Raw genomic sequence first — 23,626 nt, 5'->3', positions numbered from 1 at the left:
CGACGGGCGGTCGCTCGTCGCCGGCCCGCCGGCGGACCGTCAGCGCGCGTCGGCCCCGACGGGCACCGCCGCGGTCAGCCTGACCGGCAGGGCGCGGTGGCCGTTCATGATGAACGTCGGCAGCGGCTGGAGATCGTCGCGCGGCACGGCGAGGCTCAGCTCGGGAAAACGCCTGAAGAGCGTGGACAGGCCCGTCTCCGCCACCAGCCTGGCGACGCCGACGCCGAGGCAGTAGTGCGGGCCGTGGCCGAAGGACAGGTGCTCCTTGTCCTCACGGGTGATGTCGAAGTCGCCGGCGCCGTCACCGTGCAGCGCCGGGTCCCGGCCGACCGCGCTGTAGTTGATCAGAATGGGGTCGCCCTTGGGGATCGTGACGCCGTCCAGCTCGATGTCCTCGACCGCGTAGCGGAGGGGAAGGTGGGCGAGGGGGGACTCGACCCTGAGCGTCTCGTCGATCACGTCGTCCCACGAGGCGTTCCCCGACGTGACGAGCCGCAGCTGGTCCGGGTGGGTGAGCAGCGCGGTGATGGCGTTGTCGAAGAAGTTGATCGTGGTCTCCGAGCCCGCGCCGAGGATCGCGAAGATCGTGTCCGTCAGCTCGGCCTCGGTCAGGCGCGAGCCGTCCTCGTCACGCGCGGCGACCAGGTCGCTGGTGATGTCCTCGCCCGGCTCGCCGCGCTTGGCCGCGATGAGGTCCGCCATCGCCCCCCGCCAGCCCAGCAGGATGGACTGGGCCTGCTCGGGGGTGACGGTGGTGTCCACCATCATGTCGATGACCTTGGCGGTCCTGACGCGCGCCTCCTCCGACATGCCGATCAGGTCGGCCACCAGCTGGGCGGGCAGCGGGTAGGCGAACCGTGCCCGCAGGTCGACCACCTCCCCCGGCTCCGCGGTGGCCAGGTCGTCCAGGAGCTGGTTGGTGAGCTCCACGACGCGCGGCCTGATCGCCTCGATGCGACGCGCGGTGAACGCCTTGCCGACCAGCCTTCGCAGACGGACGTGGTCCTTGCCGTACGAGGTGACCATGTTGTCCATCGCGATCCAGCTGATCATCTCCCAGTCGGGCGGGATCTCGCCGTTGATGAAGGCCGGCCAGTGGTTGCGGGCGCTCTTGGTGACCCGGGGGTCGGACAGCAGCTGCTTGATGACGGCGTAGCTGTTGATCGACCAGGCGAGGACGCCGCCGGGGAGCTCGACCTGGGTCGCGGGACCCTGTTCCCGAAGTCTGGCGGCTTCGGCGTGGATGTCCCGGCCTGTGGTGTCGAGGGCGACGGGGCAGCGTTTCTCCATGGATGTCTCCCGGGATCTCGTCGATAAGCGATGTTCAGAGTGCCGGCACGCCGATGAAAAAGACGGGAAGGCAATTAGGCCACCGCCTTGAATTGCCTTTGAATTCATCGTCCAATAACGCGATGATACTTCCGCACCGGCACTGGAAAAAGCCGCTGCGGGCGGCGCGGGCGAACTAAGCAATACGGGAGATAAACCTGCCCGCACGTGTTTTCCGTCCGCTTTCCCGCCGGACGGCGCACCGCTTCTCCTCGCACCGTCGTCCGCGTTCTCCTCGCACCGTCATCCGACTCGCGCCGTCACCCGACGCCGAACCTGGCCCTGGCGAGCTCGCGGTTCGCCAGGCTGGTCAGGAAGGTCCCGACCCCCGCGTGGCTGTGGAGCATGGACATGTCGCGCCACACGCGTTCGATGCGCTCGCCGTGCCGGACGGAGCTGGAGCCCGCCGTGGGGAACAGGTGTCCCTCGACCGCGCGCCAGCAGAGCCTGACGACCTCCCTGCTGATGGTGGCCAGACGCATCTCCCGCTCCCGGGTGAACGCCGCGGCGCCCTGGGCGCTGGTCTCGCTCCACTGCCTGACGCCCTCGAGGAGAGCCGCCTCGGCTGTGGCGATCATGCCGGTGGCCTCGCCGTACTTGGACTGGTAGTCGGGGTCCTCGGTGCGGGGGACGATCGGGAAGAACGACGTCCTCTTCGTCCGCATCAGATCCTCGTAGGTGTCGAGCGCCCCCTTCGCCATGCCCACGGCGAGGGCGCCGAGCTCGAACAGCATGAAGCTGAGCGGGCCGCCGCCGTACTCGGGGTTGTCGTGCAGCACGCGTCCCGGCGTGCCCTCGGTGACGGTGAGCTGGCTCAGGTGCGCCCTGAGGGTGAAGTGGTCGGGAACGCGCCCGTCCTCGACCACGATGCTGTGCGACCCGCTGCCCTTGAGACCGAGCTGCCGCCCCCAGTCGTCCAGACGCCTCCACTGGCCGCGCGGGACGACGAACATCAGCGGGGCGGGAGGTTCCCCCTCCCCGCCGGGGACGAGGGTGTGGCCGAGGAAGTGGGTGGCGTACGGCGCGCCCGAGCAGTAGCCCCAGGTGCCGTTGAGCACCCAGTGCCCGTCCTGCGCGCGTTCGGCCGTGCCGCTGGGCGCGACCGTGGCGGGACAGATGAAGTCGCCCGCGGCGAAGAGCTCGGCCTGGGCCCGCTCGTCGAAGAGCGTGGCGACCGCCAGCGCGTGGGCGGCGCCGAAGAGGTACATCCAGCCGGTCGAGGGGCACCCGCGCGCGAGCGCGATCGACACCCGCAGGAAGGTGCCGACCCCGAACTCGTAACCGCCGTAGCGCCGGGGGACCAGGATCCGGTAGAAGCCTGCCCTGGTGAACTCCTCGTGGGTGTCCTGGGCGTAGAAGGTGCGCTGTTCGGTCTCCGCCTGGCGGCCGACCAGGGTCGGCGCGATCGCCTCGGCTCTCGCGACGACCTCGGCCGGGGTGAGGCCCGGCTCGGGGGGAAGGGGGAAACGGCGGTCGGGAACACTCGTGACGACTGACATCGCTGCGCGGATCCTTTGTCTCGGACGGTCGCTCGGGAACGCCGGTGCGGCGACGGGGCTCAGACCTGCTTCAGGGGAGAGTCAGGGTCGGTGACCGTGTTCCGCAGCACCCGGCGGAACCCGGCGACCATGCCGACCATCGTGCTCTCGTCGAAGAGGTTGACGTCGAACTTCAGGCTCCCCGCCATCTCCCCCGAGGGGAGGATGTCCGTCGCCCACAGCGCGCCGTCGGGGATGTGCGAGCTCACGGACTGCGAGAGCAGTCGCCTGCGTATCTCGGAGTAGCGCAGGTTCCCGATCACCTCGCCGTCCATCGGGGAGGGGGACTGAAGGATCTCGAACGCCACGACGGCCTGGCCCGGGTCGGCGAACGAGTGCGTCAGCTCCGGCGCCTCGGGCACGACCTGGGCGAACGGGATGTCGTGCGAGTAGGCCTCGATGCAGGTCGCGCGGGTCCTGCCGACCACCTCGCGCAGCGACTCGCATCCGGCGATGTCCGTCCTGAGCGGGACGAAGTTGAAGAAGGGCCCGACGGTGTCCAGGAACCGGTCCTGGTAACGTCCCGCGGTGAACGTCGGGACGACGATGTCGGTGGCGCCCGTCAGCTCGTGGAGAAGCACGTTGTAGGCCGCGAGCAGGATCATGAACGGCGAACTCCGGGTCGTCCTGGAGAACCTCAGGGTCGCGGAGGTCAGCTCCGCGTCGATCAGGAAGCGGTGCACCGCGTACGCGTTGGGGACCTCCGGACGCCGCGGCCTGTCGGCGGGTACGGCCAGGATCCTGGCCCCCCGCAGCTTCCTGCGCCAGTACTCGCGCGAGGCGTTCACCGCGTCGGTCTCCGCGCTCTCCCGCTGCCAGAGCGCGAACTCCCGGTACTGGGTCACCTCGGGAAGGTCGCGCGGGCGGTGTCCTCCGCGCACCGCGTAGCGCACCGCGAGATCACGCATGATCAGCCCCATGGACCACGCGTCGCCCGCCGTGTGGTGCAGGACGAGGACGAGGACCCCGTCGTGGTCGTCGAAGCGGCCGAGGACGGCGCGCAGGTGGGGCAGCCGGTCGACGCTGTAGGCGCCGGAGTCGAGCTCGTTGACCAGTTCCTCCGCCCGCGTCTCGCGCGAGCCGGGATCGGTGCCGGAGAGGTCGCGGACGACCAGCTCGGGCGACATCGGAGGGTGGATCTCCTGGTACCTCTCCCCCTCGCCTCTGACTATCGACGTGCGCAGCGTCTCGTGACGCGCCACCACGTCGTCCAGGGCCCCGCGCAGCGCGTCGACGTCGAGCCTCCCGGCGAGCCGCCAGCCGTACACCAGAGTGTGCCTGTGACTGAACGCGCCCTCGACGTCGCCCTTGTCGAAAGCGCACAGGAATTCCTGATTCAGGGAGAGCGGGACATGGTCCGCCAGGCCGCTCGGCGCATGCGATGTCTCAGGAACACTCATGGTGCCCAAGCCTCTCTTTTTCGTCGGAGAAATCCACGTCGCCGGATCTCGGCGCGGGCCCGTGAAAAAAGGGCGCAGGCCGCCTGGACGAACGAAATTGCCGGGGAGCGGGAGAAGCAGGCCGCTGGATTTCGCAGCCATATTTCACAGAATCATATCGATCCCGGCCGTTTCCGGGTTCTTCCAGATTGCCGACTCGGCCCGGCCGTCCCCGGCGTCAGGCCCAGGCGAGCATCAGCGTCGGGTTCTCCAGCATGGCCCCGACCTCGCGGAGGACCGCCGAGCCCAGTTCGCCGTCCACGACGCGGTGGTCGAACGACAGCGCCAGCGTCGTCACCTTGCGTATCTTGATCTCCCCTTCGTGCACCCAGGGCACGTCCCTGATCTGGCCGAGCGCGAGGATCGCCGACTCCCCCGGGGTCAGGATCGGGGTGCCCCCGTCCACTCCGAAGACGCCCACGTTGGTGATCGTGATCGTTCCGCCGGAGAGGTCGCGGGGCGAGGCCCTGCCGGCCCGCGCCATGGCGGCGAGTTCGGCGAGGGCGCGGGCCAGCTCCGGCAGCGGCAGGGTGTCGGCGTCCTTGACGTTGGGAACGATCAGCCCGCGTTCCGTGGCCGCCGCGACGCCGAGGTTGACGTGACGCTTGACCACGATCTCCTGGGCCTCCTCGTCCCAGGAGGAGTTGATCAGCGGGTTGCGCCTGACCGCGACCAGCAGGGCCTTGGCGACCGGAAGCAGCGGCGAGATCCTGACGTCCGCGAAGTCGGCCAGGTCGCGCAGCCCGGCGAGCAGGCCGGTCGTCTCGGTGACGTCCACCTGAGACCACGTGGTGACGTGCGGCGCGGTGAACGCCGAGCGCACCATCGCCGCCGCGGTGTGCTTGCGCACCCCCCTGACCGGGACGCGCCGCTCGGCCCGCGGGTCCTCCTCGGCGACCGTCGGCCCTGCCTCCGCCACGGCCGCGGCCAGCCGGACGTCGTCACGGGTGACCGAGCCCTGCGGCCCCGTGCCGGTGAGGGCGGCCAGATCGACGCCGAGGTCCCTGGCGAGCTTGCGGACGGGAGGCTTCGCCCGTGACGCGGTCCCGGCGTCCGGCCGTACGGCCTCGGGCTCGACCGCGTCGGCCCTGCGGGGGCGGCGGGTCGTCGAGCCCGGCTTCACGCCGTACCCGACGAGCACGGGCACCCGGTCACGTCCGGGAGCCGTGCCGGCGACGGCGGGGGCGACGGCCGAGGCCGTCCCCGGGGACACCGGGGAGAGCGCCTCGGAGGGCGCGGGCGCCGGCGGGGTCTCCGCGGGCGGCGACGGCACGTCGCCGCCGACGGCCACGGTGATGAGCGGCACGCCGACGTCGACCGTCGTGCCCTCCGCCACGAGGAGTTCGACCACCGTGCCCTCGAAGGGGCAGGGCAGCTCGACCACGGCCTTGGCCGTCTCGATCTCCAGGATGGTCTGGTTGACCTCGACGGCGTCGCCGGGACGCACGTGCCACTTCACGATGTCGGCCTCGATCAGCCCCTCGCCGACGTCCGGCAGCGCGAACCGTCTCAGCTCGCCCATGCTCACCACGCGAAGGTCCGGTCGACGGCGTCGAGGACGCGGTCGAGGTCGGGCAGGTAGTGGTCCTCGAGACGCGAGGGCGGGTACGGCGTGGAGAAGCCGCCGACCCGCAGGACCGGGGCCTCCAGGTCGTAGAAGCACCTCTCGGTGACCCTGGCGGCGAGTTCGGCGCCGTACCCGCTGAACACGGGGGCCTCGTGCACGACGACGCACCGGCCGGTCTTGCGCACCGAGGAGAGCACCGTCGCCTCGTCGAGCGGGCTGAGCGACCTGATGTCGACGACCTCGATGGAGCGGCTCCCGTCGGCCTGGGCGGCCTCCAGGCAGGTCTTCACCATCGGCCCGTACGCCAGCAGGGTCACGTCCTCGCCCTCGCGCGCGACCACGGCCCGTCCGAGCGGCGCGGCCCCGGACAGGTCCAGGTCGACGGGGGCCTTGTCCCAGTAGCGCCGTTTCGGCTCGAACAGGATCACCGGGTCGGGGCAGGAGATGGCCTGCTGGATCATGGTGTAGGCGTCCGACGGGTTGGAGCAGGCCACCACGCGCAGACCGCCGGTGTGGGTGAAGTACGCCTCCGGCGACTCGCTGTGGTGTTCGGCGGCGCCGATGCCGCCGCCGAACGGGATCCGGATGACGACGGGAAGCTCCAGCATGCCGAGCGAGCGCAGGCGCATCTTGGCGAGCTGGGAGGTGATCTGGTTGAAGGCGGGGAACACGAAGCCGTCGAACTGGATCTCGCACACCGGACGGTAGCCGCGCAGCGCGAGGCCGATGGCGGTGCCGACGATGCCCGACTCGGCCAGGGGCGTGTCGATGACCCTGCTCTCACCGAAGTCCTTCTGCAGGCCGTCGGTCACCCGGAACACGCCGCCGAGCCTGCCGACGTCCTCCCCCATGACGACGACCTTGGAGTCGTGCTCCATGGCCTTGCGCAGTCCCTCGTTCATGGCCCGCGAAAGGGACAGGATCTCAGTGCTCACCGTCACGCTTCCCTCCACCTGCGCCATGGAGCCGGCGCGGGAGCGCACCGGCCGGGTACGGGAACGCGCCGGGCCTGTTCCCCGGCCCGCCGGAGCGCCGCCTCACCGGGACACCTCGTCGAAGGACCGCAGGTAGGAGGTGAAACGGGCGCGCTCGTCGGCCAGCAGCGGGTGCTCGGCCACGTAGACGTTGTCCCAGAGCTCGTCGAGCTCGGGATCGGGCAGCTCCAGGCACCGCCTGCGCAGGTCGGCCCCGACCTCCTTCGCCTCGGCGTCGACCTCGTCGAGGAACTCCTGGTCGGCGGTCCGGCTCTTCAGCAGGTACGCCCTGACCCGGTCGACGGGGTCCTTGAGTTGCCAGGCCTCGACCTCGGCCTGCAGGCGGTAGCGGTTGGGGTCGTCCGTCGTGGTGTGCGCGCCCATCCGGTAGGTGAACGCCTCCACCAGGGTCGGCCCCTGCCCGCTGCGCGCGCCATCCAGGGCCTTCCTGGTCACCGCGAGACAGGCGAGGACGTCGTTGCCGTCGACCCGGACCCCGGGAAACCCGAAGCCGTCCGCGCGCCGGTGGAGCGGGATGCGCGACTGCCGCTCCGAGGGCTCGGAGATCGCCCACTGGTTGTTCTGGCAGAAGAACACGATCGGCGCGTTCTGCACGGCCGACCAGACGAACGCCTCGTTGAGGTCGCCCTCGCTGGTCGCGCCGTCGCCGAAGTAGACGATCACCGCGTCCTCCGCGCCGTCCCGCTGGATGCCCATGGCGTAGCCCGTGGCGTGCAGGGCCTGGCTGCCGATGACGATCGTGGGCAGGTGCAGGTTGTGCTTCCTGGGGTCCCATCCCGCGTGGTTGATGCCGCGGTAGGAACCCAGCACCTTCACCGGGTCGACGCCCCTGCACCAGGCGACACCGTGCTCCCGGTAGCTGGGAAAGGCCATGTCCCCGGGCAGGAGGGCGCGGGCGGAGCCGATCTGCGCGGCCTCCTGCCCGCGCAGCGAGGGCCAGACGGCCAGCTCGCCCTGGCGCGTCAGCGCCAGGGCCTCCGTGTCGAGCCTTCTGACGATCACCAGGTCGCGGTAGAGGCCCTTGATCTCCTCTGCGGTGAGGTCGATCTCGTAGTCGGGGTGCTCGACCCGCTCTCCCGCCGGAGTGAGCAGCTGGACGAGTCCGGGTGGGGATTCTGCGACGGTTCCCCGGGGCGTACCGCGCGCGGCGTCGATGGTCACGTGCCACTCCTCGTGCGTTGCGGTGATCTGGAACCGGCGCGCGACCGCGGCCAGTCGCCGGCTGTGTCCGTGGGTGAAGGCTCAGGCGGAGGCGTCCAGGTGGGCCGCGAGGCCGCGCGGCCGCATGTCGGTCCAGTGCGCGTTCACGTATTCGAGGCAGGCGTCGCGTCGCGCGGGGCCGTGGACGACGGTCCAGCCCGCGGGCACGTCCGCGAAGACGGGCCACAGGGAGTGCTGGCCCTCCGCGTTGACCAGCACGGAGTAGGCGCCGTCCCCCACCGCGGAGTGGGTCTCTGAGGGGGCGTCGAAGGGGTTCGTCATCGTGTTCCTCTTCCTGTCTCCGTCTCGGATGTCCCGGCGGGCGGCACGGGGCAGGAGGCCGCGAAGGCGGGGCGTCCGCTACGCACCGCTCCCCAGCCGTTCGGCCAGACCCGCGACCGTGGGGGCGTCGAACAGCGCGCTGATCGGCAGGTCCTCGCCCAGCACCGCCTGGATGCGGCTGATCAGCCGCATCGCCAGCAGCGACTGCCCGTCCAGGTCGAAGAAGCTGTCGTCGATGCCCACCCGCGCCACGCCCAGCACCTCGGCGAAGAGGGCGCACAGGGTCTCCTCCGTCGCGTCGCGGGGAGCCCGGTAGGCCGAGAGGCTCTCGAAGTCGGGCGGGGGCAGCGCCCCCCGGTCCAGTTTCCCGTTCGGGGTCAGCGGCAGGGCGGCCACCACGACGAAGGCCGCGGGCACCATGTAGTCCGGCAGCGAGCGCGTCGCGTGCTCGCGCAGGGCCGCGACGTCGGCGTCGCCGGACTCGGGGACGACGTAGGCGGCCAGCCGTTTGTCGCCGGGCTCGACCTCCCGTGCCACGACGGCGACGTGGGCGAGTCCCGGGTGTTCGGCCAGAACGGCTTCGATCTCACCCACCTCGACCCGGAACCCCCGGATCTTCACCTGGTCGTTGGCGCGCCCGACGAAGTCGACCCACCCTCGCGGGGTCAGGCGCACGAGGTCGCCGGTACGGTACATCCGCTCGCCCGAGCCCGCGAACGGGTTCGCGACGAAGCTCTCGGCGGTCAGGTCGGGCCTGCCGACGTACCCGCGCGCCAGGCGCTCGCCGGCGACGTACAGCTCGCCGACCGTGCCCTGCGGGACGGGCGTGAGGTTCTCGTCGAGGACGTGGAGCCGGAGGTCGTCGAACGGACGGCCGACCGGCACGCTGCCCTCCGCCAGGTACGGAGCCGTCATCGGCCCGTTGGTGACGAACAGCGCCGTCTCCGTGGCGCCGTACATGGCCCGCACCACCGTGTCGGGACACGCCTCGAGCACCCGCCGTACGGCCGCGGGCGCGATCACGTCCCCGCCGGTCAGCACCTCCCGCACCCCGGTGAAACACTTGGGCGCCTCCTCGGCGACCACCCGGAAGAGCCCGGCCGTCAGATGCAGGCCGGTGATCCCCTCGTCGACGACGAGCCGTTGCAGGGTGCCGACGTCGAGGACTCCGGGGGGCGCGACGACGATCTGACCGCCGCGCAGCAGGGGCACCCACAGCTCGTAGGTCGACACGCTGAAGGCGTGCGGCGCGACCATCAGCACCCGGTCGTGCCGCCCGCCGTCCCAGCACGGGTCGGACACCAGCCCCAGCACGCCCCGCTGGGTGACGCCGACCCCCTTCGGATGGCCCGTGGAGCCCGAGGTGTACATCACGTACGCCAGCTGGTCGGGGTGGGAGGCCACCCCCGGATCGGACGCGGACGACGCCTGCGACTCCCTGCCGCCCTCGACGACGACGACCTGGCCGCCCAGGGGAAGGCCTCGGGCGCGCATGACCTCGTCGGCGAGGAGAAGAGGGCCGCCGGCGTCGTCCATGATCCACTGCATGCGTTCCAGTGGGTGGGCGCTGTGCAGCGGCAGGTAGAACGCCCCTGTCTTCAGCACCGCGAGGATCGCCACGACCATGTCGACGGAGCGCTCCATCAGCACCGCGACCGGCGCCTCGGGGCGGGTGCCCAGCTCCAGCAGCCGGTGCGCGAGCCGGTTCGCCCGCTCGTCCAGCTCCCGGTAGGTCAGACGGGCGTCGTCCGAGGAGACCGCCGTCGCGTCCGGCGTCCGGCCGGCCTGAGCGGCGAACCGCTCCTGAATGGAAGAGGAAACCATCACGTGCTCCAATCCGTTCACTGCCCGTGGCGGCCCGCGCGGGTGAGGCCGGTGGCGTCGCGCGGCCCGCCGTACCGGATCACCCGGCGCCCTTCGCGTGCCTGCGGCGGGCGGGAGTCTCGGCGGTGAAACGAAAAGCGGCGGACGCGATGGCGGGCCACACGCCGCCTTCTCCCATCACCGGCGGAGTCTTGCCTTCGTATCGAGCGTCACATTCGCCCGCCGTACAGCGCATCTCCCGGATTGCGATGCTCACACCGGGTGCGGGCCAGGCCCTGACGGACAGGATCCGGCAGGCGGCCTCGGCCGGTTCCGGGCGCGCGGAACGCAGGATCCGGCGACGCCCGTCAGGCGCGCGGTCGCCGGATCCTGCCGTTCCTCAGGCGGGCAGCCACACGGCGCGGTAGGCCTCGGGCGAGGCGTCGGGAACGCGGACGGCGGCGTACGGCCCGCCGGGCAGGTCGAGCGCGTCGAACACCAGCAGCTCGCCACGCCGGTGGGCGTCGTCGTGCGCGAAGACGAGGATCCAGCCGTCGCCCTCGGCGTCCCCGTGCTGCCCGCCGTGCCGCGGAACGAAGACGGGCCGGCCCGCGCGCAGGCCCCGGCCGAGCTCGTACGCCTGGACCCCGCCGGTCACGAGGTCGTGCCGGACGAGCTCCGGTCCGGCCGCCCCTTCGCGGGAGCCGAACACGTGGCGGTGCGCGCGGCCGCACACCCGCTCGTCGGCCAGGGCCGTCTCCCAGCCGGGGGCCAGCGCTCGCTCGTGCACCGCGCCGGTGGCCAGGTCGAACGTCCAGCGCCACAGGTCCGGCCGCTCCTGGGCCGCAGAGGCGGCGTCGGGGGCGACGTCGGAGGCGTCGGGCGTGGCGTCGAAGGCCCGTGGACGCCGGACCGCGTCCACTATGACGCGGCCCTCCTCCTCGTAGGCGTTCACCGCGTGGAAGACGTAGCAGGGGTCGACCGGGAACCAGCGGGGCTCCGCCGTTCCCTCGCGAGGCAACAGGCCGACGCGCGCGGGCCTGTCCGGCCGCCAGGCGTAGGGCAGGCGCGCCCCGACCAGGGCGGCCGCGTGACGGTAGACCACGGGCAGGTCGAACACGACGACGTGCCGCCCGGTCAACGCGACCGCGTGCATGAGAGGCGCGCCGTCGAGCGTGAAGGGCTGGGCGCGCGACACGACGCCGTCGGGGCCGGCGGTCAGGTGCTCCGCGTGTCCCAGGCCGGGGTAGGAAGCGACCGTGTGCCACTCGCGCGTCGACGGGTCGCGGACGGGGCGGGCGAGCGTGACGTGACCGGGCGTCCGCGGCGCGCCCGTGACGGTGCGGGCCAGCCGTATCGGGGGGGCCAGTGCGGGCAGGGGGCCGAGCGGGGTCTCGTGCCTCGCCGTCGTCCTCGCACGGTGGCGCGTGGCTTCCCCGCCGCCCAGCCGGATCCCCGAGAGGACGAATCCGCCGCCCGGCCTGCCCGCCTCGGCGGGATGCGGGAACGCCTGGAGGAAACACCCGTCCAGATCGGCGGGGAGCACGCCCTCGACGGGCAGCCGCTCCTGCGACGACGGGCGGTCGGCGACCGGGAACGCCGTCGCCGGTGCCGGATGGGACGCGCGGGCTGGGGCGGCCATATGGCGCCTCCTCGGGGCGAGGCCAGCAAATCCATAACAGTGTTGTGCTTAAAACATATCGCCGTTATGTAATACTGTCAACATGAGTCCTCGTCGAGCCGATCCCAGGACACGGCCCGTGCTGGTCGACATCGCCGCCCGGCTGCTCGCCGAGGAAGGCCCCCAGGCCCTGTCCACCCGAAGGCTCGCCACCGAGGCCGACAGCTCGACGATGGCGGTCTACACCCATTTCGGGGGGATGAGCGGGCTGGTTCGCGAGATGGTGCACGAGGGGTTCGCCCGCCTGCAGCGCCACCTCACCCACGTGCGGCAGACCGACGACCCGGTGGCGGACATGGCGCTGCTGGGCAGGGCCTACCGACACAACGCCCTGGCCAACCCGCACCTGTACGCGGTGATGTTCGGCGGCTCCTCACTGGCCGGGTTCTCCCTGACGGAGGAGGACCGCCAGCACGGGCGCTACACCCTGGGCAACGTGGTCAAGTGCGCCACCCGGTGTTTCGAGGCAGGCCGGTTCAGGGCGGAGGACGCCGAGCTCGTCGCGCACCAGATGTGGAGCGCGATCCACGGACTGGTCACCCTCGAGCTGGGCGACTACCTCATCGCCCCCTACGACGCGGACCGCTGTTTCGAGGCCCAGCTCACCGCCCTGATGGTCAGCTCGGGCGACGCCCTGGACGCCGCCGCGAGCTCGGTGGCGCTGTCCAGGGAGCGGATGCGCGACGAGGTCGAGGCCTCGGGAGCCGCGGGGGAGGAACCGGCGGCGGAGGGGTGACGCGCCACGACGGGGTCCGCGGAGAACGCCCCCCGCGGGACCCGCGGGGGGCGGTGACGTTCCACGGCGGGGTCTACAGCGGGATGTTCCCGTGCTTGCGCTGGGGCGGCGTCTGCCGCTTGTTGCGCAGCATGGCCAGCCCGCGCGCCACCGCGGCGCGCGTCTCCGCCGGGTCGATGACGTCGTCGACCAGGCCGCGCTCGGCGGCGTAGTGCGGGTGCATGAGCTGCTCGGAGTACTCGGCCACGAGCTCGGAGCGCAGCTCCTCGGGGTCGGCGGCCGCGGCCAGCTCCTTGCGGAAGATGACGTTCACCGCCCCCTCCGCGCCCATCACCGCGATCTCGTTCGTCGGCCAGGCGAGCGACAGGTCGCTTCCGATGGAACGCGAGTCCATCACGATGTACGCGCCGCCGTACGCCTTGCGCAGGATGACCTGGATGCGGGGCACGGTCGCCTCGCAGTAGGCGTACAGCAGCTTGGCTCCGTGCCGGATGATGCCCGCGTGCTCCTGGTCCGTCCCGGGCAGGAAGCCCGGCACGTCGACCAGGGTCACCAGCGGGATGCCGAACGCGTCGCAGAACCGCACGAACCTGGCCGCCTTCTGCGACGCGGCGACGTCCAGCACGCCCGCGAGCACCATGGGCTGGTTGCCGACCAGGCCGACCACCTCGCCGTCGACACGGGCCAGCGCGCAGACGACGTTCCGCGCCCAGTCCTCCTGCAGCTCGAGGAACTCGCCGTCGTCGACCAGCTCGGCGACGACGGAGCGCATGTCGTACGGCTTGTTCGGCTCCACCGGGACGATCTCGGCGAACCCGGGCCGGTGATCCGTGCCCGCCTGGCGCGGCGGCTCGCTCGGCGGCGGTTCCAGGTTGTTGCTGGGAAGCAGCGAGACGAGGTAGCGCACGTCCTCCAGGGCGCTCTCCTCGTCGTCGTGCACGAAGGTCGCCACCCCTGAGCGGCCGCCGTGGACCTCGGCTCCGCCGAGCTCGTCGTGGGTGACCCGCTGACCGCTGACCGCCTCGACGACGTCCGGCCCCGTCAGGTACATCCTCGCGGTGTCACGGACCATGAAGGTGAAGTCGGCCAGGGCCGGCGAGTAGGCCGCTCCCCCGGCGCACGGGCCCAGTATGACGCTGATCTGGGGGATCACACCGGACGCCTGGACGTTGCGCCTGAAGATCCCGCCGTACCCGTCCAGGGCCATCACCCCCTCCTGGATCCGGGCGCCCCCGCTGTCGTTGAGCCCGATGAGAGGGGCGCCGGTGGCGATCGCCAGGTCCATCACCTTGTGGATCTTCGACGCGTGCGCCTGGCCGAGCGACCCCCCGAAGATCGTGAAGTCCTGGGCGTAGACGAACACCCTGCGGCCCTCGATGGTGCCGGAGCCCGCGACCACCCCGTCGGTGTGCGGGCGCTGCTCGCCGACCTTCAGGCCGTGGGCCTGGTGGCGGCGGTACATGTCGATCTCGGTGAACGACCCCTCGTCCAGGAGGAGCTCCAGCCGTTCCCTCGCCGTGCGCTTGCCGAGCGCCCGCTGCCGGTCGACCGCGCCGCGGGACCCGGCGGCGATCCGGCCGCGCAGCCCGCGCTGCCGCTCACGCAGCAGGCTCATCGAGCGCGCCGGCGGGGAGGGGGGCCCCGAGGGGGCGTGACGGCCGTTGGCGCGCTCCTCCCCGCCCCCCTGTGGCACGGGGACGTCCGGGTCGTTCAAGACGTCCGGGTCGTCCGGGGAGGTGGTCTGCCGCTCGGTCCGCTGGCTCACGGTGGCCTCCCCGGTCACGACGCCGTCACCGGCGACAGGTCCTCACCGGCGACCCCCGCCTGCCGCGCGGACAGGTGCCCCTGCCCGCGCAGCCAGCGCACGGTGTCGCCGACCGTCTCCGCGACGGGGCGCGGGACGATCCCGTGGGTGTCGGCGTTCTCGTCGACCCGCGTGGCACAGGCGCATATGTAGACGGCGCCGTACTCGGCGGGGATGTGCCACGGCCACACGCGTTGCGCGAGACCGGCCAGCAGGCCGACCGGGATCATCGCGCGGGCCGGCAGGAAGATCGTCGGCAGGGGACGTCCCGTGACCTCGCGCACCGCCTGGACGTACTGCCGGGTGGACAGGTAGTGGCCGGGGCCGAAGTAGCGGTTCGAGGCGTTCCCGCGCGAGGCGAGCAGCGCGGCGTGGAGCGCGGCGGTGTCCCGGACGTCGCCGAGCGGAAGCCCGCCGAGCGGCCACATGGGCATCAGCCCCCGCAGGACGTCTCTGAGCCTGGCGGTCTGGTCGCCGAGTTTGGGGTCGTGCGGGCCGAGCAGGGCGGGCGGGTAGGTGATCACCACCGGAGCCCCCTCCGCCTGGTGCCTGCGCGCGACGGCCTCGGCCGCGGCCTTGCTCGCCATGTAGGTCTCGCGGGGCCTGCCGACCGGCGTGTCCTCGCGGACGACCCTTCCCCGGGCGGGGAACAGGGCCGCGACGCTGGAGACGTGGACGATCGGGTCGGCTCCGGCCTCGCGCGCGGCCTCCAGCACGACCTCGGTGCCCCGCTCGTTCGTCCGTCGCATGCTCGCGTACCGCCTGCTGTCGAAGGAGTAGACCGAGGCCGCGTGCAGCACGGCGTCGGCGCCGCGCACGGCACGGCTGACGGCCTCGACGTCGAGGACGTCTCCGACGACCACCTCCACGGCGTCCCTGCCGAGCCGGAAGGGGGCCAGGGCACGGTCGACACCGGACGGCTCGCGCACGAGCAGCCGGACCCGGTGGCCCGCCCTCAGGAACGCCGCGACCGAGTGGGAACCGACGAACCCGGTGCCGCCTGTCACGCTCACCAGCATCAGAAATACCTCGCTCATGGGCGGAATCACTGGGCGCTTCGCACCAAGCGTGCAGGAGCGGAGATCGAATTGTCTTCTCCCATTGTGCTTTCAACGGGCCGGAGTTATCGTCCGGCATGGGACAAATCCAGCAATCCTGAAGAAGAGCCATCTGATTGACGCTGCTACGGTTGGCGATGATGTGAGGAGAATGTCCATTATGGGCATTAATCGAGGTGAACCAATAGGAGAGCGAGGGTTTCTGCATGGTTTCTGAGGCGGCTTCCACAGGCCGCTTTCCCGGAAGGATGGCCGTCGTCAACGGCCCGCAGCACAAGACCTGGCTGAACGTCTTCCTGGTGATCGTGGTGGCCCACTGGGCCGAGCACGTGGCGCAGGCGGTGCAGATATACGCCCTGGGCTGGCCGGCCGCCGAGGCGCGAGGCGTGCTGGGACGCCCGTTCCCGTGGCTGGTCACCTCCGAGTGGATGCACTACGGCTACGCGCTGCTCATGCTCGTCGGGCTCATCCTGCTCAGGAAGGGTTTCACCGGACGTTCCAGGACCTGGTGGAACATCTCGCTGGGCATCCAGGTCTGGCACCACCTCGAGCACCTGCTGCTGCTCCTGCAGGCCCTCACCGGCAACCACCTGCTGGGCAGGCCGGTGCCGACGAGCATCCTGCAGCTCGCGTTCCCCCGGGTCGAGCTGCACCTGTTCTACAACGCGGTCGTCTTCGTCCCCATGGTGGTGGCGATGGTCCTCCACCGCCGTCCGCGTGAGTCGGAGCGCGCGGCCATGAGCTGCAATTGCGCGGTCCGCGCCTGACAAGAGCGCGGCCCGGCGGCGTGGGACGCCGGGCCGATTCGCGTCCCGTCCGCGATTCGCGTGACGAATTCCCTCCGCTCCCGGTGAATGTCACCCGTGCGAACGTCGGCCCGGCCGCCTACGCGGACCGGGCCGACGACGTTTTCCAGACATTGGCGGCGGGCGGGTGTCCGTCGAATGTCGAGACGGTCTCTTTCTGACCGAGGAATTGACATGAAGATTGCTCGCAAAGAGCGGAGTCATTCTTCACCGCACATCCAGCCGCCGATCCTCCGCGCCGCCGCCAGACTCGCCCACGCGGTCAACTCGATCAGGGCGCCGTCGTCGGGACCGCCCGCCCTGAAATCGTCCACGACGGATCCGCCGACCTGGTGGGAGGCGATGGCCGTCAGCAGGGCCAGCCGTCCCGCGGGCCGCTGCGCGACCGGCAGGCCGGACACGGCGTCGTCGGCCCAGGCCCTGCCGAGGCCGGCGGGGCCGCCGTCCCATCCGGCCAGCCTGGCCGTGACGAGGTCGCGCACCGCCTCGGGAACGGAGCGGCGGCCCGCCTCCTCGACCGCCTCGGCCGTGCGGGCGAACGCGCCCGCGATGTTCGGCGCGCCCGCGGCCCAGGACAGGTCGCCGGGAAGCGGGGCGGCGGGCAGCAGGTCCAGTGAGGCGCCCGGCTCGCGGACCTCGCGCGCCGTCAGGCGCATGAACCAGCCGAGCACCCGCATGAGCCCCCCGTGCGCCGCGGCGGGCACGCGCGGCGGGAGGGGGGTGTCGTCCAGGAACACGTTGACCATGCGGTTGAGGTATTGGAAGGTGACCGCGACCCCCACGAGCTCCGCGGCCTGCTCCTGGGGGAACGGCCGCCCGTGCAGGGCCGCCTCCCGCCTGACCCCGCTCGCCCGCGCCCACGCCGTGACCGGCTCGACCTCGCCGTCCCCGGCGCCCCCTCCCCCGACGAGGCCCTGCAGGGTCGCGCTGTGCACCCCCACGCAGTAGGGGCAGGTGTTGCCGAGCGAGACCCCTGTCGCGACCGCCTCCTTGACCGCCCGCCCCGCCCGCCCCTCGGCGAGGAGGGTCTCCCGCAGCATCATCCAGCAGGCCGCGAGGACCTCGGGGGCGGGCGAGTGGAGGGCGACCGGCGGTGCGAGCATGCCGAACTCCCGCTCGGAGCGCGCGTAGACGTCGGCGACCAGGCCCCGCGCCGCGGCCGGCCGCACCGGGGAGACGTGACGGACCTGGTCCAGTGATCTGCGGAGTGCCCTGCGGACGAGTGCCCCGGCCATCGCACGCTCCCTGGGGTCGACTGGTCAGGATCTGGAGACGGGCCGGCCCGCCCCCGAAGGCGCGGGAGGCGGCGGCTCGGCGTTACTTGCGCACCAGGCCGGAGACGAACGGGAGGGCTCCGCGCCTGCCGCTCGTGGCGCCGTCCGGCGACGGGGCCCCGTAGGTGACCTCCACGCCGCGTTGCCGCGCGGCCTGCACGATGCCCGGGATGGCGCGCTCGGCGAGCGCCGCGATGGTCATCGCGGGGTTGACCGTCAGCGCTCCCGGCACGGCGGAGCCGTCGGTGACGAAGATGCCCGGGTGGTTGCGCAGCTCGTGCCGGTCGTCGAGCGCCGAGGTGTTCGGGTCGTCGCCGATGCGGCAGGACGCCAGCGGGTGCACGGTGTAGGCGCCCACGACGTCGTTGGTCCACGGCATCACCCTGGACAGGCCGTCACGCTCCATGATGTCCCGCACCTCGGCGTCCGCCTGCGCCCAGCCGCGCAGCGTGTTCGCGGTCGGCCTGTACCGGATGGGGCCGCGCCCGAGCATCTGCTGCGAGATGCGCTCGGCGTTGCCGGTCGCCGGAGGCGGCCCGAAGACCCCCTCGTTGTCGTCCTCGCTCATCGTGAAGATGGTCAGCCACGACTGCCAGCGCCGTACGATCTCCTTCTTCTCGACGCCGAACCAGGTCGGGCCGCTCGCGTCCGGCACCTGGGCGAGGATGGTGCCGAAGCCCGGCGGGAAGTAGAGCTGCTCCAGCGAGTAGCGGGAGTACTCGGGCAGCGTGCCGTCCAGCCGGTCCCAGCTCGCGACGCACGGGCCCTTGCCGATCTGGGAGGCGCCGTACGCCGCCCCGTCGCCGCGGCTCAGCCCCAGCAGGTCGCGGACCCGGTCCTCATCGAGGATGGCGGTGTTGAGCCGCTCGCCGTTGCCGGAGAAGTACCTGCCGACCGCGGCGGGCATGGCGCCGAGGGCGCCCTCGGAACGCTGCAGGATCACCGGCGTGGCGCCCGCGCCCGCCGCCAGTACGACGATCTTGGCGTCGATCGTCCCGCTACCGGTGTGCACCCGGTAGTCCTCGTCGTCGACGACGGTGTAGTGCACCCGGTAACCGCCGTCCTCGGTCCGCGACAGGTGCTGCACCTCGTGCATCGGCCTGATCTCGGCCCCGTGCGCGACGGCCGCGGGCAGGTAGTTGAACAGCAGTGAGCGTTTGGCGTCGAAGCGGCACCCGGCCATCATCCAGTTGCAGTTCGTGCACCTGTCCCCGTCGATGGCGACCGGCACCGGGTTCGCCGTGCGTCCCGCGTGCGCGCACGCCGCCGCGAACAGGCCGCCCGAGTAGGTGACCGAGTCCCAGTCCTGCCGGGTCACCGGCAGCGCCTCGGCCACGCGGTCGTACCAGGGTTCCAGCGTGTCGCGGCTGATGGTCGAGGGCCACATCCGCCTGCCGATGTTGCCCTTGCGCTCGAAGACGAACCGGGGGGCGCGGGGCATGGCGGCGAAGTACACGACGCTGCCGCCGCCGACGCAGTTGCCGCCGAGCAGGCTCATGCCGTCGCCGACGACGAAGTCGAAGATCCGGGTGTAGGACGAGCCGAGCTTGAAGTCGTGCTCGAAGTCCTCGCCCTCCAGCCAGGGCCCGCGCTCCAGCAGCACGACCCGCGCGCCGCCCGCGGCGAGATGGTAGGCCGCGATCGCGCCGCCGAAGCCGCTGCCGACCACGAGGATGTCCGTCGTTTCCGTACTGGTCATGCTGGGCTCCCTGTCGGGGTCGTGCTCGGGTGGAGGCTGGCCAGCTTTCGTCCGTAGGAGTAGTCGGAGAAGCGCCACAGGCCGTCGGAGTCCGGCATGGCGAAGCCCATCGACGCCAGGCCCGGATGCCCGGCGGCGATCGCGTCGAGGGTGTGCATGTGCGCGGCGGTGTCGAAGGCCATGTTGCTGAACAGCGCGATGCTGACCCACACCTCCCGCTCCGGGTGGCCCGGGGCGGTCAGCACCCCCACCAGGGCGGTGCGGTGGGGGAACGACAGGGCGACGAACGGCGGCAGCGTGGGGTCGAGTTCGAGTCCGTGCTGGCCCGCGTACGCCTGCGCGTGCCTGTTCAGCAGCCGCGCGAAGTCGCCCAGCGCGGGCGCCAGCCCGGTCGCGGGGGTCTCCAGCAGCTCGACGGCGCCCGCCACGACCGCGCCGCCCCCCTCCGCGGCGCCGGCGACCGCCCTGTCGTCGGGTGAGCGCTTCTCACCGGGGACGATTGTGTCCGCGAACGCCTCCAGCGTCATCGTCCTGACCTGTTCTTCGTCTGGGATGCCCGGTTTCACCGGCGTTTCCTCCTGTCGGCGAAGGGGTGCGGCGTGAGCCGCGGAGAAGCCGGCGCGTCGGCCGGACCTCGTTTCACGGACGGGACCCGGCGACGGACAGGGACTGCTGTGGCCCATGCCCGGCGCGGCAAGATCTGCGACCAAATAGAACTCGCATATCGAATTCCAATCTGGTCTGATCCATCGTCCGAGCGAAGTCGCATCGGACGCATCTTCTGAATTGCCGTCCTGTCAAGCCTCTTTCGGGGTCTTTTCAGCGGCGCACTAATACCCGATTACCGGCGTACACAACCTAGAGTAGCAGCTCAGACACGGTAAGCATGCATCACTACCACAGTTGACAGCGGTCAGATGTTGATTTAGAAATATTGATGCCGATCATTTCATTAGTCGTTCGACGGGCATATGGAAGCTTTCGGGGGCAAATAAATACAGCGGTAAAACCTACACAGAGGTTGAAGGTCAATTTGATGCACACTTTTCTCGTCGTTCATGTGGATGAATTTTCAACAAATGGAGAGGAACGATGGAGGAAGTTCTTGAGAAAGCTGTCAGGCGGGTTATCGAGACCATGCGTGAGCGCCTCGGGGATGAGCTCACCATCGACGACATGGCTCGCACCGCGATGTTCAGCAAGTTTCACTTCTCCCGGGTGTTCCGGCAGGTCACCGGCATCTCCCCGGGGCGTTTCCTGTCGGCCCTGCGGCTCCAGGAGGCCAAGCGGCTCCTTCTCTCCACCTCGTTGAGCGTCGCGGACATCAGCATCCAGGTTGGCTACTCCAGCGTCGGCACCTTCAGTTCCCGGTTCAAGAGCTGCGTCGGTCTCGCGCCCACCACCTACCGCCAGCACGGCGGCTTCGCCCCGCTCATCCTCACCAGCGACAGGACAGACGAGGAGGAGGCGCGACTGGCGACCGTCCAGGGCAAGGTCTGGGCGCCGCCCTCGGGCCAGTGCGGCCTCATTTTCGTCGGCCTGTTCCCCACCTGCATCCCGCAGGGTCCCCCGGTCCGGTGCACCGTGCTGCGCCGTCCCGGCCCGTACGTCCTCGAGGACGTGCCCCAGGGCACCTGGCACCTGCTGGCCCACTCCGTGACCCCGGGCAGCGAGAAGGTGGTCGGCGGCACGAACCGGGACCCGTCGCTGTACGTCGGCGGCTACGGACCGATCACGGTGAGACGCGACGTCGTGGTGAAGCCCGCCGACGTGCAGCTGCGCCCGATGGGCACCCTCGACCCCCCGGTGTTGCTCGCTCTGCTCGACGTCCGCCTCGTGGCGCTCAACTCGGTCGCGAGCTGATCCTGTGACCCACCGGAAACGGCCGCAGCCAAGGAAGCCTGCGGCCGTCGTCGTCTTCGGGGCGCGCCGTGCCGTTCCAGCGGCGTCACCTCGTGTCCCGCTCGTGGCGCCGCCCGGGACACGCCGTGACGCCGCCTGGGAGGCGCCGTGGCGCGGCGGCGTCACCCCACGGGGTGAACCGTCATCGGCAGCCCTCCGCGCATCCTGAGGGAGAGCATGGGCTCCGCGACCGCCTCCCGCCCCGGCGCCCCCACCAGACGGAGGTCCCTGGCGATCATCGCGATCACGAAGACGGCCTCCATCATGCCGAGGCTGTTGCCGACGCAGAACCGGGGTCCCGCGCCGAAGGGGATGTAGGCGTACCGGGGGCGGGCGGAGGCCCGGCCGGGATCGAACCGTTCCGGATCGAAGCGCTCGGGGTCCTGCCAGAAGCCCGGGTGCCGATGCAGCGTGTAGGGGCAGATCAGGACGTCCGCCCCGGCGGGCACGTGGTAGCCGCCGACCTCGTCGTCCGCCTGGGCCTGGCGTGTCAGGATCCACACGGGCGGATAGAGCCGCATGACCTCCTCGACGACCATGGCCGTGTACCTCAGCCGGTGCAGGTCCTCATAGACCGGCCGCCGGTCGCCGAGCACCTCGGCCGCCTCCGCGTGCAGCCTGTCCCACACCTCCGGGTGCCGGTCGACCAGGTGGAAGGTCCAGCCCAGGGTGCTGGCGGTCGTCTCGTGACCCGCGAGCATCAGGGTGATCAGCTCGTCCCTCATCCGCTGCCTGCCGACCCTGGGATCGCGCTCCTCCTCCGTGGAGACGATCAGGCGGGAGATCACGTCGTCGCCGTCCCGCTCGCCGCGCGCCGTGCGCTGGGCCACCAGGCGGTCGACGACCCGCTGCAGCTCCCTGCGGGCCCTGCGGAAACGCAGCTGCTTGGGCAGGGGAAGCCACATCGGCACCGCGCCCAGCGTGACCATCTCGAACATCGCCTGGTCCTGCACGGCCTCGAACGAGTGCGCGACCGAGCCGAAGGCGCCGAGGTCGGCGTCGAGGAGGGTGCGGCCGAGCACCCCCAGGGTGAGCCCCGTCATCTCGTGGAGCACGTCGACCGGCTCGCCGCCCTGGTGCGCCCGCAGCCTTTCCACCAGCCTCGCCGCCTCCTCGGCGACGACGCCGGCCTGCTGGGCGATCCGCCTGTGCTGGAAGACCGGCTGGATCATCCGGCGCTGCTTGCGCCACAGCTCGCCCTCGCTGGTCAGCAGCCCGTCTCCCAGGGCGCGGCGCGCCTGGACCAGCCCGATCCCCTTGTGGTAGTTGCCGCTATTGTCGGCCAGCACGTGCTTGGCGTGGTCGGGGTGGTTGAAGAAGTAGAGCGTCTTCGGCCCGAGGGAGATGCGGACCGCGTCGCCGTACTGCTCCGCGGCCGACGTCATCAGCGCGAGCCGGTCGCGGATCAGCTTCACGAACAGGCCCATCGCCGCCCTGCGCGGCGGCCCCGGCGGCGCCGGGCGAGCGCCCCGCGCCGTGGCCGGCTTTCCTGGTACGGCCTCAGCACGTCGTCTGGTGAGACTCATGCCGTCACCTCGCTCCGATCTGGGGTGATCTGACGAAACCTGCCGTGGAAGAACAGCAGGGCGTCCTGGTCGTCCCGCTGCTCCAGAGAGAGCACTTTTCCGATGAAGATCGAGTGGTCGCCGCCGTCGTAGGTGCGCCACAGCTCACACTCGAAGCGGGCGAGTGTGCCTTCGAGCAGCGGCGCACCGGTGAGCGAGCCGGGCAGCCAGTCGACGGTGTCGAACTGCGCCGCCCCCAGGGTCCGCCAGCGGTTGGAGAAATGCCTGGCCACGGGCTCCTGGTGGGCGGCGAGAACGGACACGCCGAAGGCGCCCTCCTCGGTGAGGCAGCCGTGCATGATGGCGCTGCGGCCGACGCAGACCAGCACGAGCGGCGGGTCGAGCGAGACCGACGTGAAGGAGTTCGCGGTCATGGCGTGCGGGGTGCCGCCGCCGACGGTCACCACGGTGACGCCGGTGGCGAACATCCCGAACGCGCGTCGCATCGCTTTCGGGTCCGTCACCTCACGGGACGGCTCAGGATTGACGCTCATGCTGATCTCCCAGTTGGGCCCGGTCCTAGGACAGATACGGTTCGAGCGCGCGGGTCAGCGACTCGGGGACCCTGGACGGGACGGTGCGGCTGTTCGGCCCGCGCATGCACGCCACCCGCTGCCTGCCTCTGGCGATCAGCGTCTCCCGCTCGCCCAGGTCGAGCCGGACGTAGTCGAAGCTGAACTCGAGCTGGGTCTGGGCGAGGTCGACCAGGCGCATCCGGATGGACAGCTCGTCGAAGGCGGTGATCTCGGCGAAGAACTCGCAGTCGACCTTCAGCGTGAAGAGCTTCAGGTCGGCCTGCAGGTCGGCGAGCACGTCCGGCGCGTGGAGCTTGAGGAACATCTCCCGGCAACGTCCCTGCCAGCGCAGGTAGTTGACGTAGTAGACGTTGCCGACGATGTTGGTCTCCTCGAAACCGACCGTGTGCAGATACTCGAAGTAGTTGCCCAT

Annotated in this window: 20 protein-coding genes; 3 read left to right on the top strand and 17 right to left on the bottom strand. The window is 71.1% G+C overall.

Annotated elements, in window-relative coordinates; genetic code table 11:
- Positions 1–39 precede the first annotated feature (39 nt).
- From PKF00_RS27965 to PKF00_RS27925, 9 genes are all read right to left on the bottom strand, one after another.
- Positions 40–1,290: a cytochrome P450 family protein gene (locus PKF00_RS27965; RefSeq protein WP_271220632.1), complete on the bottom strand. Its 1,251-nt coding sequence runs from the start codon at positions 1,288–1,290 to the stop codon at positions 40–42.
- 299 nt (positions 1,291–1,589) lie between these two features.
- A complete protein-coding gene (locus PKF00_RS27960; protein WP_271220631.1) occupies positions 1,590–2,828 on the bottom strand; it encodes an acyl-CoA dehydrogenase family protein in 1,239 nt (412 codons plus the stop codon).
- Between the two features lie 59 nt (positions 2,829–2,887).
- Positions 2,888–4,267, bottom strand: a complete 1,380-nt coding sequence (locus PKF00_RS27955; protein WP_271220630.1) for a condensation domain-containing protein — start codon at positions 4,265–4,267, stop codon at positions 2,888–2,890.
- A 217-nt stretch (positions 4,268–4,484) separates the two neighbouring features.
- Complete coding sequence (locus PKF00_RS27950; RefSeq protein WP_271220629.1) at positions 4,485–5,828, bottom strand: dihydrolipoamide acetyltransferase family protein; 1,344 nt, start codon at positions 5,826–5,828, stop codon at positions 4,485–4,487.
- A 2-nt stretch (positions 5,829–5,830) separates the two neighbouring features.
- Complete coding sequence (locus PKF00_RS27945; protein ID WP_271220664.1) at positions 5,831–6,835, bottom strand: alpha-ketoacid dehydrogenase subunit beta; 1,005 nt, start codon at positions 6,833–6,835, stop codon at positions 5,831–5,833.
- 75 nt (positions 6,836–6,910) lie between these two features.
- Positions 6,911–8,029 (bottom strand): pyruvate dehydrogenase (acetyl-transferring) E1 component subunit alpha, encoded by a 1,119-nt coding sequence (gene pdhA, locus PKF00_RS27940; protein ID WP_271220628.1) that lies wholly within the window; start codon positions 8,027–8,029, stop codon positions 6,911–6,913.
- An 81-nt stretch (positions 8,030–8,110) separates the two neighbouring features.
- Positions 8,111–8,350: an MbtH family protein gene (locus tag PKF00_RS27935; RefSeq protein ID WP_271220627.1), complete on the bottom strand. Its 240-nt coding sequence runs from the start codon at positions 8,348–8,350 to the stop codon at positions 8,111–8,113.
- Between the two features lie 78 nt (positions 8,351–8,428).
- Positions 8,429–10,174 (bottom strand): non-ribosomal peptide synthetase, encoded by a 1,746-nt coding sequence (locus tag PKF00_RS27930; protein WP_271220626.1) that lies wholly within the window; start codon positions 10,172–10,174, stop codon positions 8,429–8,431.
- Positions 10,175–10,553: 379 nt separating this feature from the next.
- A complete protein-coding gene (locus PKF00_RS27925; protein ID WP_271220625.1) occupies positions 10,554–11,795 on the bottom strand; it encodes a carotenoid oxygenase family protein in 1,242 nt (413 codons plus the stop codon).
- Between the two features lie 82 nt (positions 11,796–11,877).
- On the opposite strand from PKF00_RS27925, the gene PKF00_RS27920 reads away from it, so the two are divergent.
- A complete protein-coding gene (locus PKF00_RS27920) occupies positions 11,878–12,570 on the top strand; it encodes a TetR/AcrR family transcriptional regulator (protein WP_271220624.1) in 693 nt (230 codons plus the stop codon).
- Positions 12,571–12,643: 73 nt separating this feature from the next.
- Here the strand turns inward: PKF00_RS27920 and PKF00_RS27915 are convergent, their stop codons facing one another.
- Positions 12,644–14,185, bottom strand: a complete 1,542-nt coding sequence (locus PKF00_RS27915) for an acyl-CoA carboxylase subunit beta (protein ID WP_271220663.1) — start codon at positions 14,183–14,185, stop codon at positions 12,644–12,646.
- A gap of 164 nt (positions 14,186–14,349) precedes the next feature.
- Positions 14,350–15,411, bottom strand: coding sequence for an NAD-dependent epimerase/dehydratase family protein (locus PKF00_RS27910; RefSeq protein WP_271220623.1), 1,062 nt, complete (start codon positions 15,409–15,411; stop codon positions 14,350–14,352).
- Between the two features lie 227 nt (positions 15,412–15,638).
- On the opposite strand from PKF00_RS27910, the gene PKF00_RS27905 reads away from it, so the two are divergent.
- A complete protein-coding gene (locus tag PKF00_RS27905) occupies positions 15,639–16,199 on the top strand; it encodes a hypothetical protein (RefSeq protein ID WP_271220622.1) in 561 nt (186 codons plus the stop codon).
- Between the two features lie 239 nt (positions 16,200–16,438).
- Here PKF00_RS27905 and PKF00_RS27900 read toward each other — a convergent pair whose 3' ends face one another.
- From PKF00_RS27900 to PKF00_RS27890, 3 genes are all read right to left on the bottom strand, one after another.
- A complete protein-coding gene (locus PKF00_RS27900; protein WP_271220621.1) occupies positions 16,439–17,473 on the bottom strand; it encodes a carboxymuconolactone decarboxylase family protein in 1,035 nt (344 codons plus the stop codon).
- Between the two features lie 82 nt (positions 17,474–17,555).
- Positions 17,556–19,211: a GMC family oxidoreductase N-terminal domain-containing protein gene (locus tag PKF00_RS27895; protein WP_271220620.1), complete on the bottom strand. Its 1,656-nt coding sequence runs from the start codon at positions 19,209–19,211 to the stop codon at positions 17,556–17,558.
- Entirely contained in the window at positions 19,208–19,777 is a 570-nt protein-coding gene (locus PKF00_RS27890; RefSeq protein ID WP_271220619.1) for a DUF5987 family protein, read from the bottom strand. The genes PKF00_RS27895 and PKF00_RS27890 overlap by 4 nt, the downstream gene beginning before the upstream one ends.
- A gap of 526 nt (positions 19,778–20,303) precedes the next feature.
- Between PKF00_RS27890 and PKF00_RS27885 the strand changes: the two genes are divergently transcribed.
- Positions 20,304–21,074 (top strand): helix-turn-helix domain-containing protein, encoded by a 771-nt coding sequence (locus PKF00_RS27885; protein ID WP_271220618.1) that lies wholly within the window; start codon positions 20,304–20,306, stop codon positions 21,072–21,074.
- Between the two features lie 161 nt (positions 21,075–21,235).
- Here the strand turns inward: PKF00_RS27885 and PKF00_RS27880 are convergent, their stop codons facing one another.
- From PKF00_RS27880 to PKF00_RS27870, 3 genes are read right to left on the bottom strand one after another with little or no spacing between them, the layout of a single operon-like run.
- Positions 21,236–22,639: a cytochrome P450 gene (locus PKF00_RS27880; RefSeq protein WP_271220617.1), complete on the bottom strand. Its 1,404-nt coding sequence runs from the start codon at positions 22,637–22,639 to the stop codon at positions 21,236–21,238.
- Entirely contained in the window at positions 22,636–23,172 is a 537-nt protein-coding gene (locus PKF00_RS27875) for a flavin reductase family protein (protein WP_271220616.1), read from the bottom strand. The genes PKF00_RS27880 and PKF00_RS27875 overlap by 4 nt, the downstream gene beginning before the upstream one ends.
- A 25-nt stretch (positions 23,173–23,197) precedes the next feature.
- Positions 23,198–23,626, bottom strand: coding sequence for an acyl-CoA thioesterase (locus tag PKF00_RS27870; protein ID WP_271220615.1), 429 nt, complete (start codon positions 23,624–23,626; stop codon positions 23,198–23,200).

Origin of the sequence: Streptosporangium carneum (assembly GCF_027922005.1) — a bacterium.
GTDB lineage: Bacteria > Actinomycetota > Actinomycetes > Streptosporangiales > Streptosporangiaceae > Streptosporangium > Streptosporangium carneum.
The sequence above is the reverse complement of the archived record's forward strand: the minus strand, read 5'-3'. Positions and strand labels throughout refer to the sequence as shown.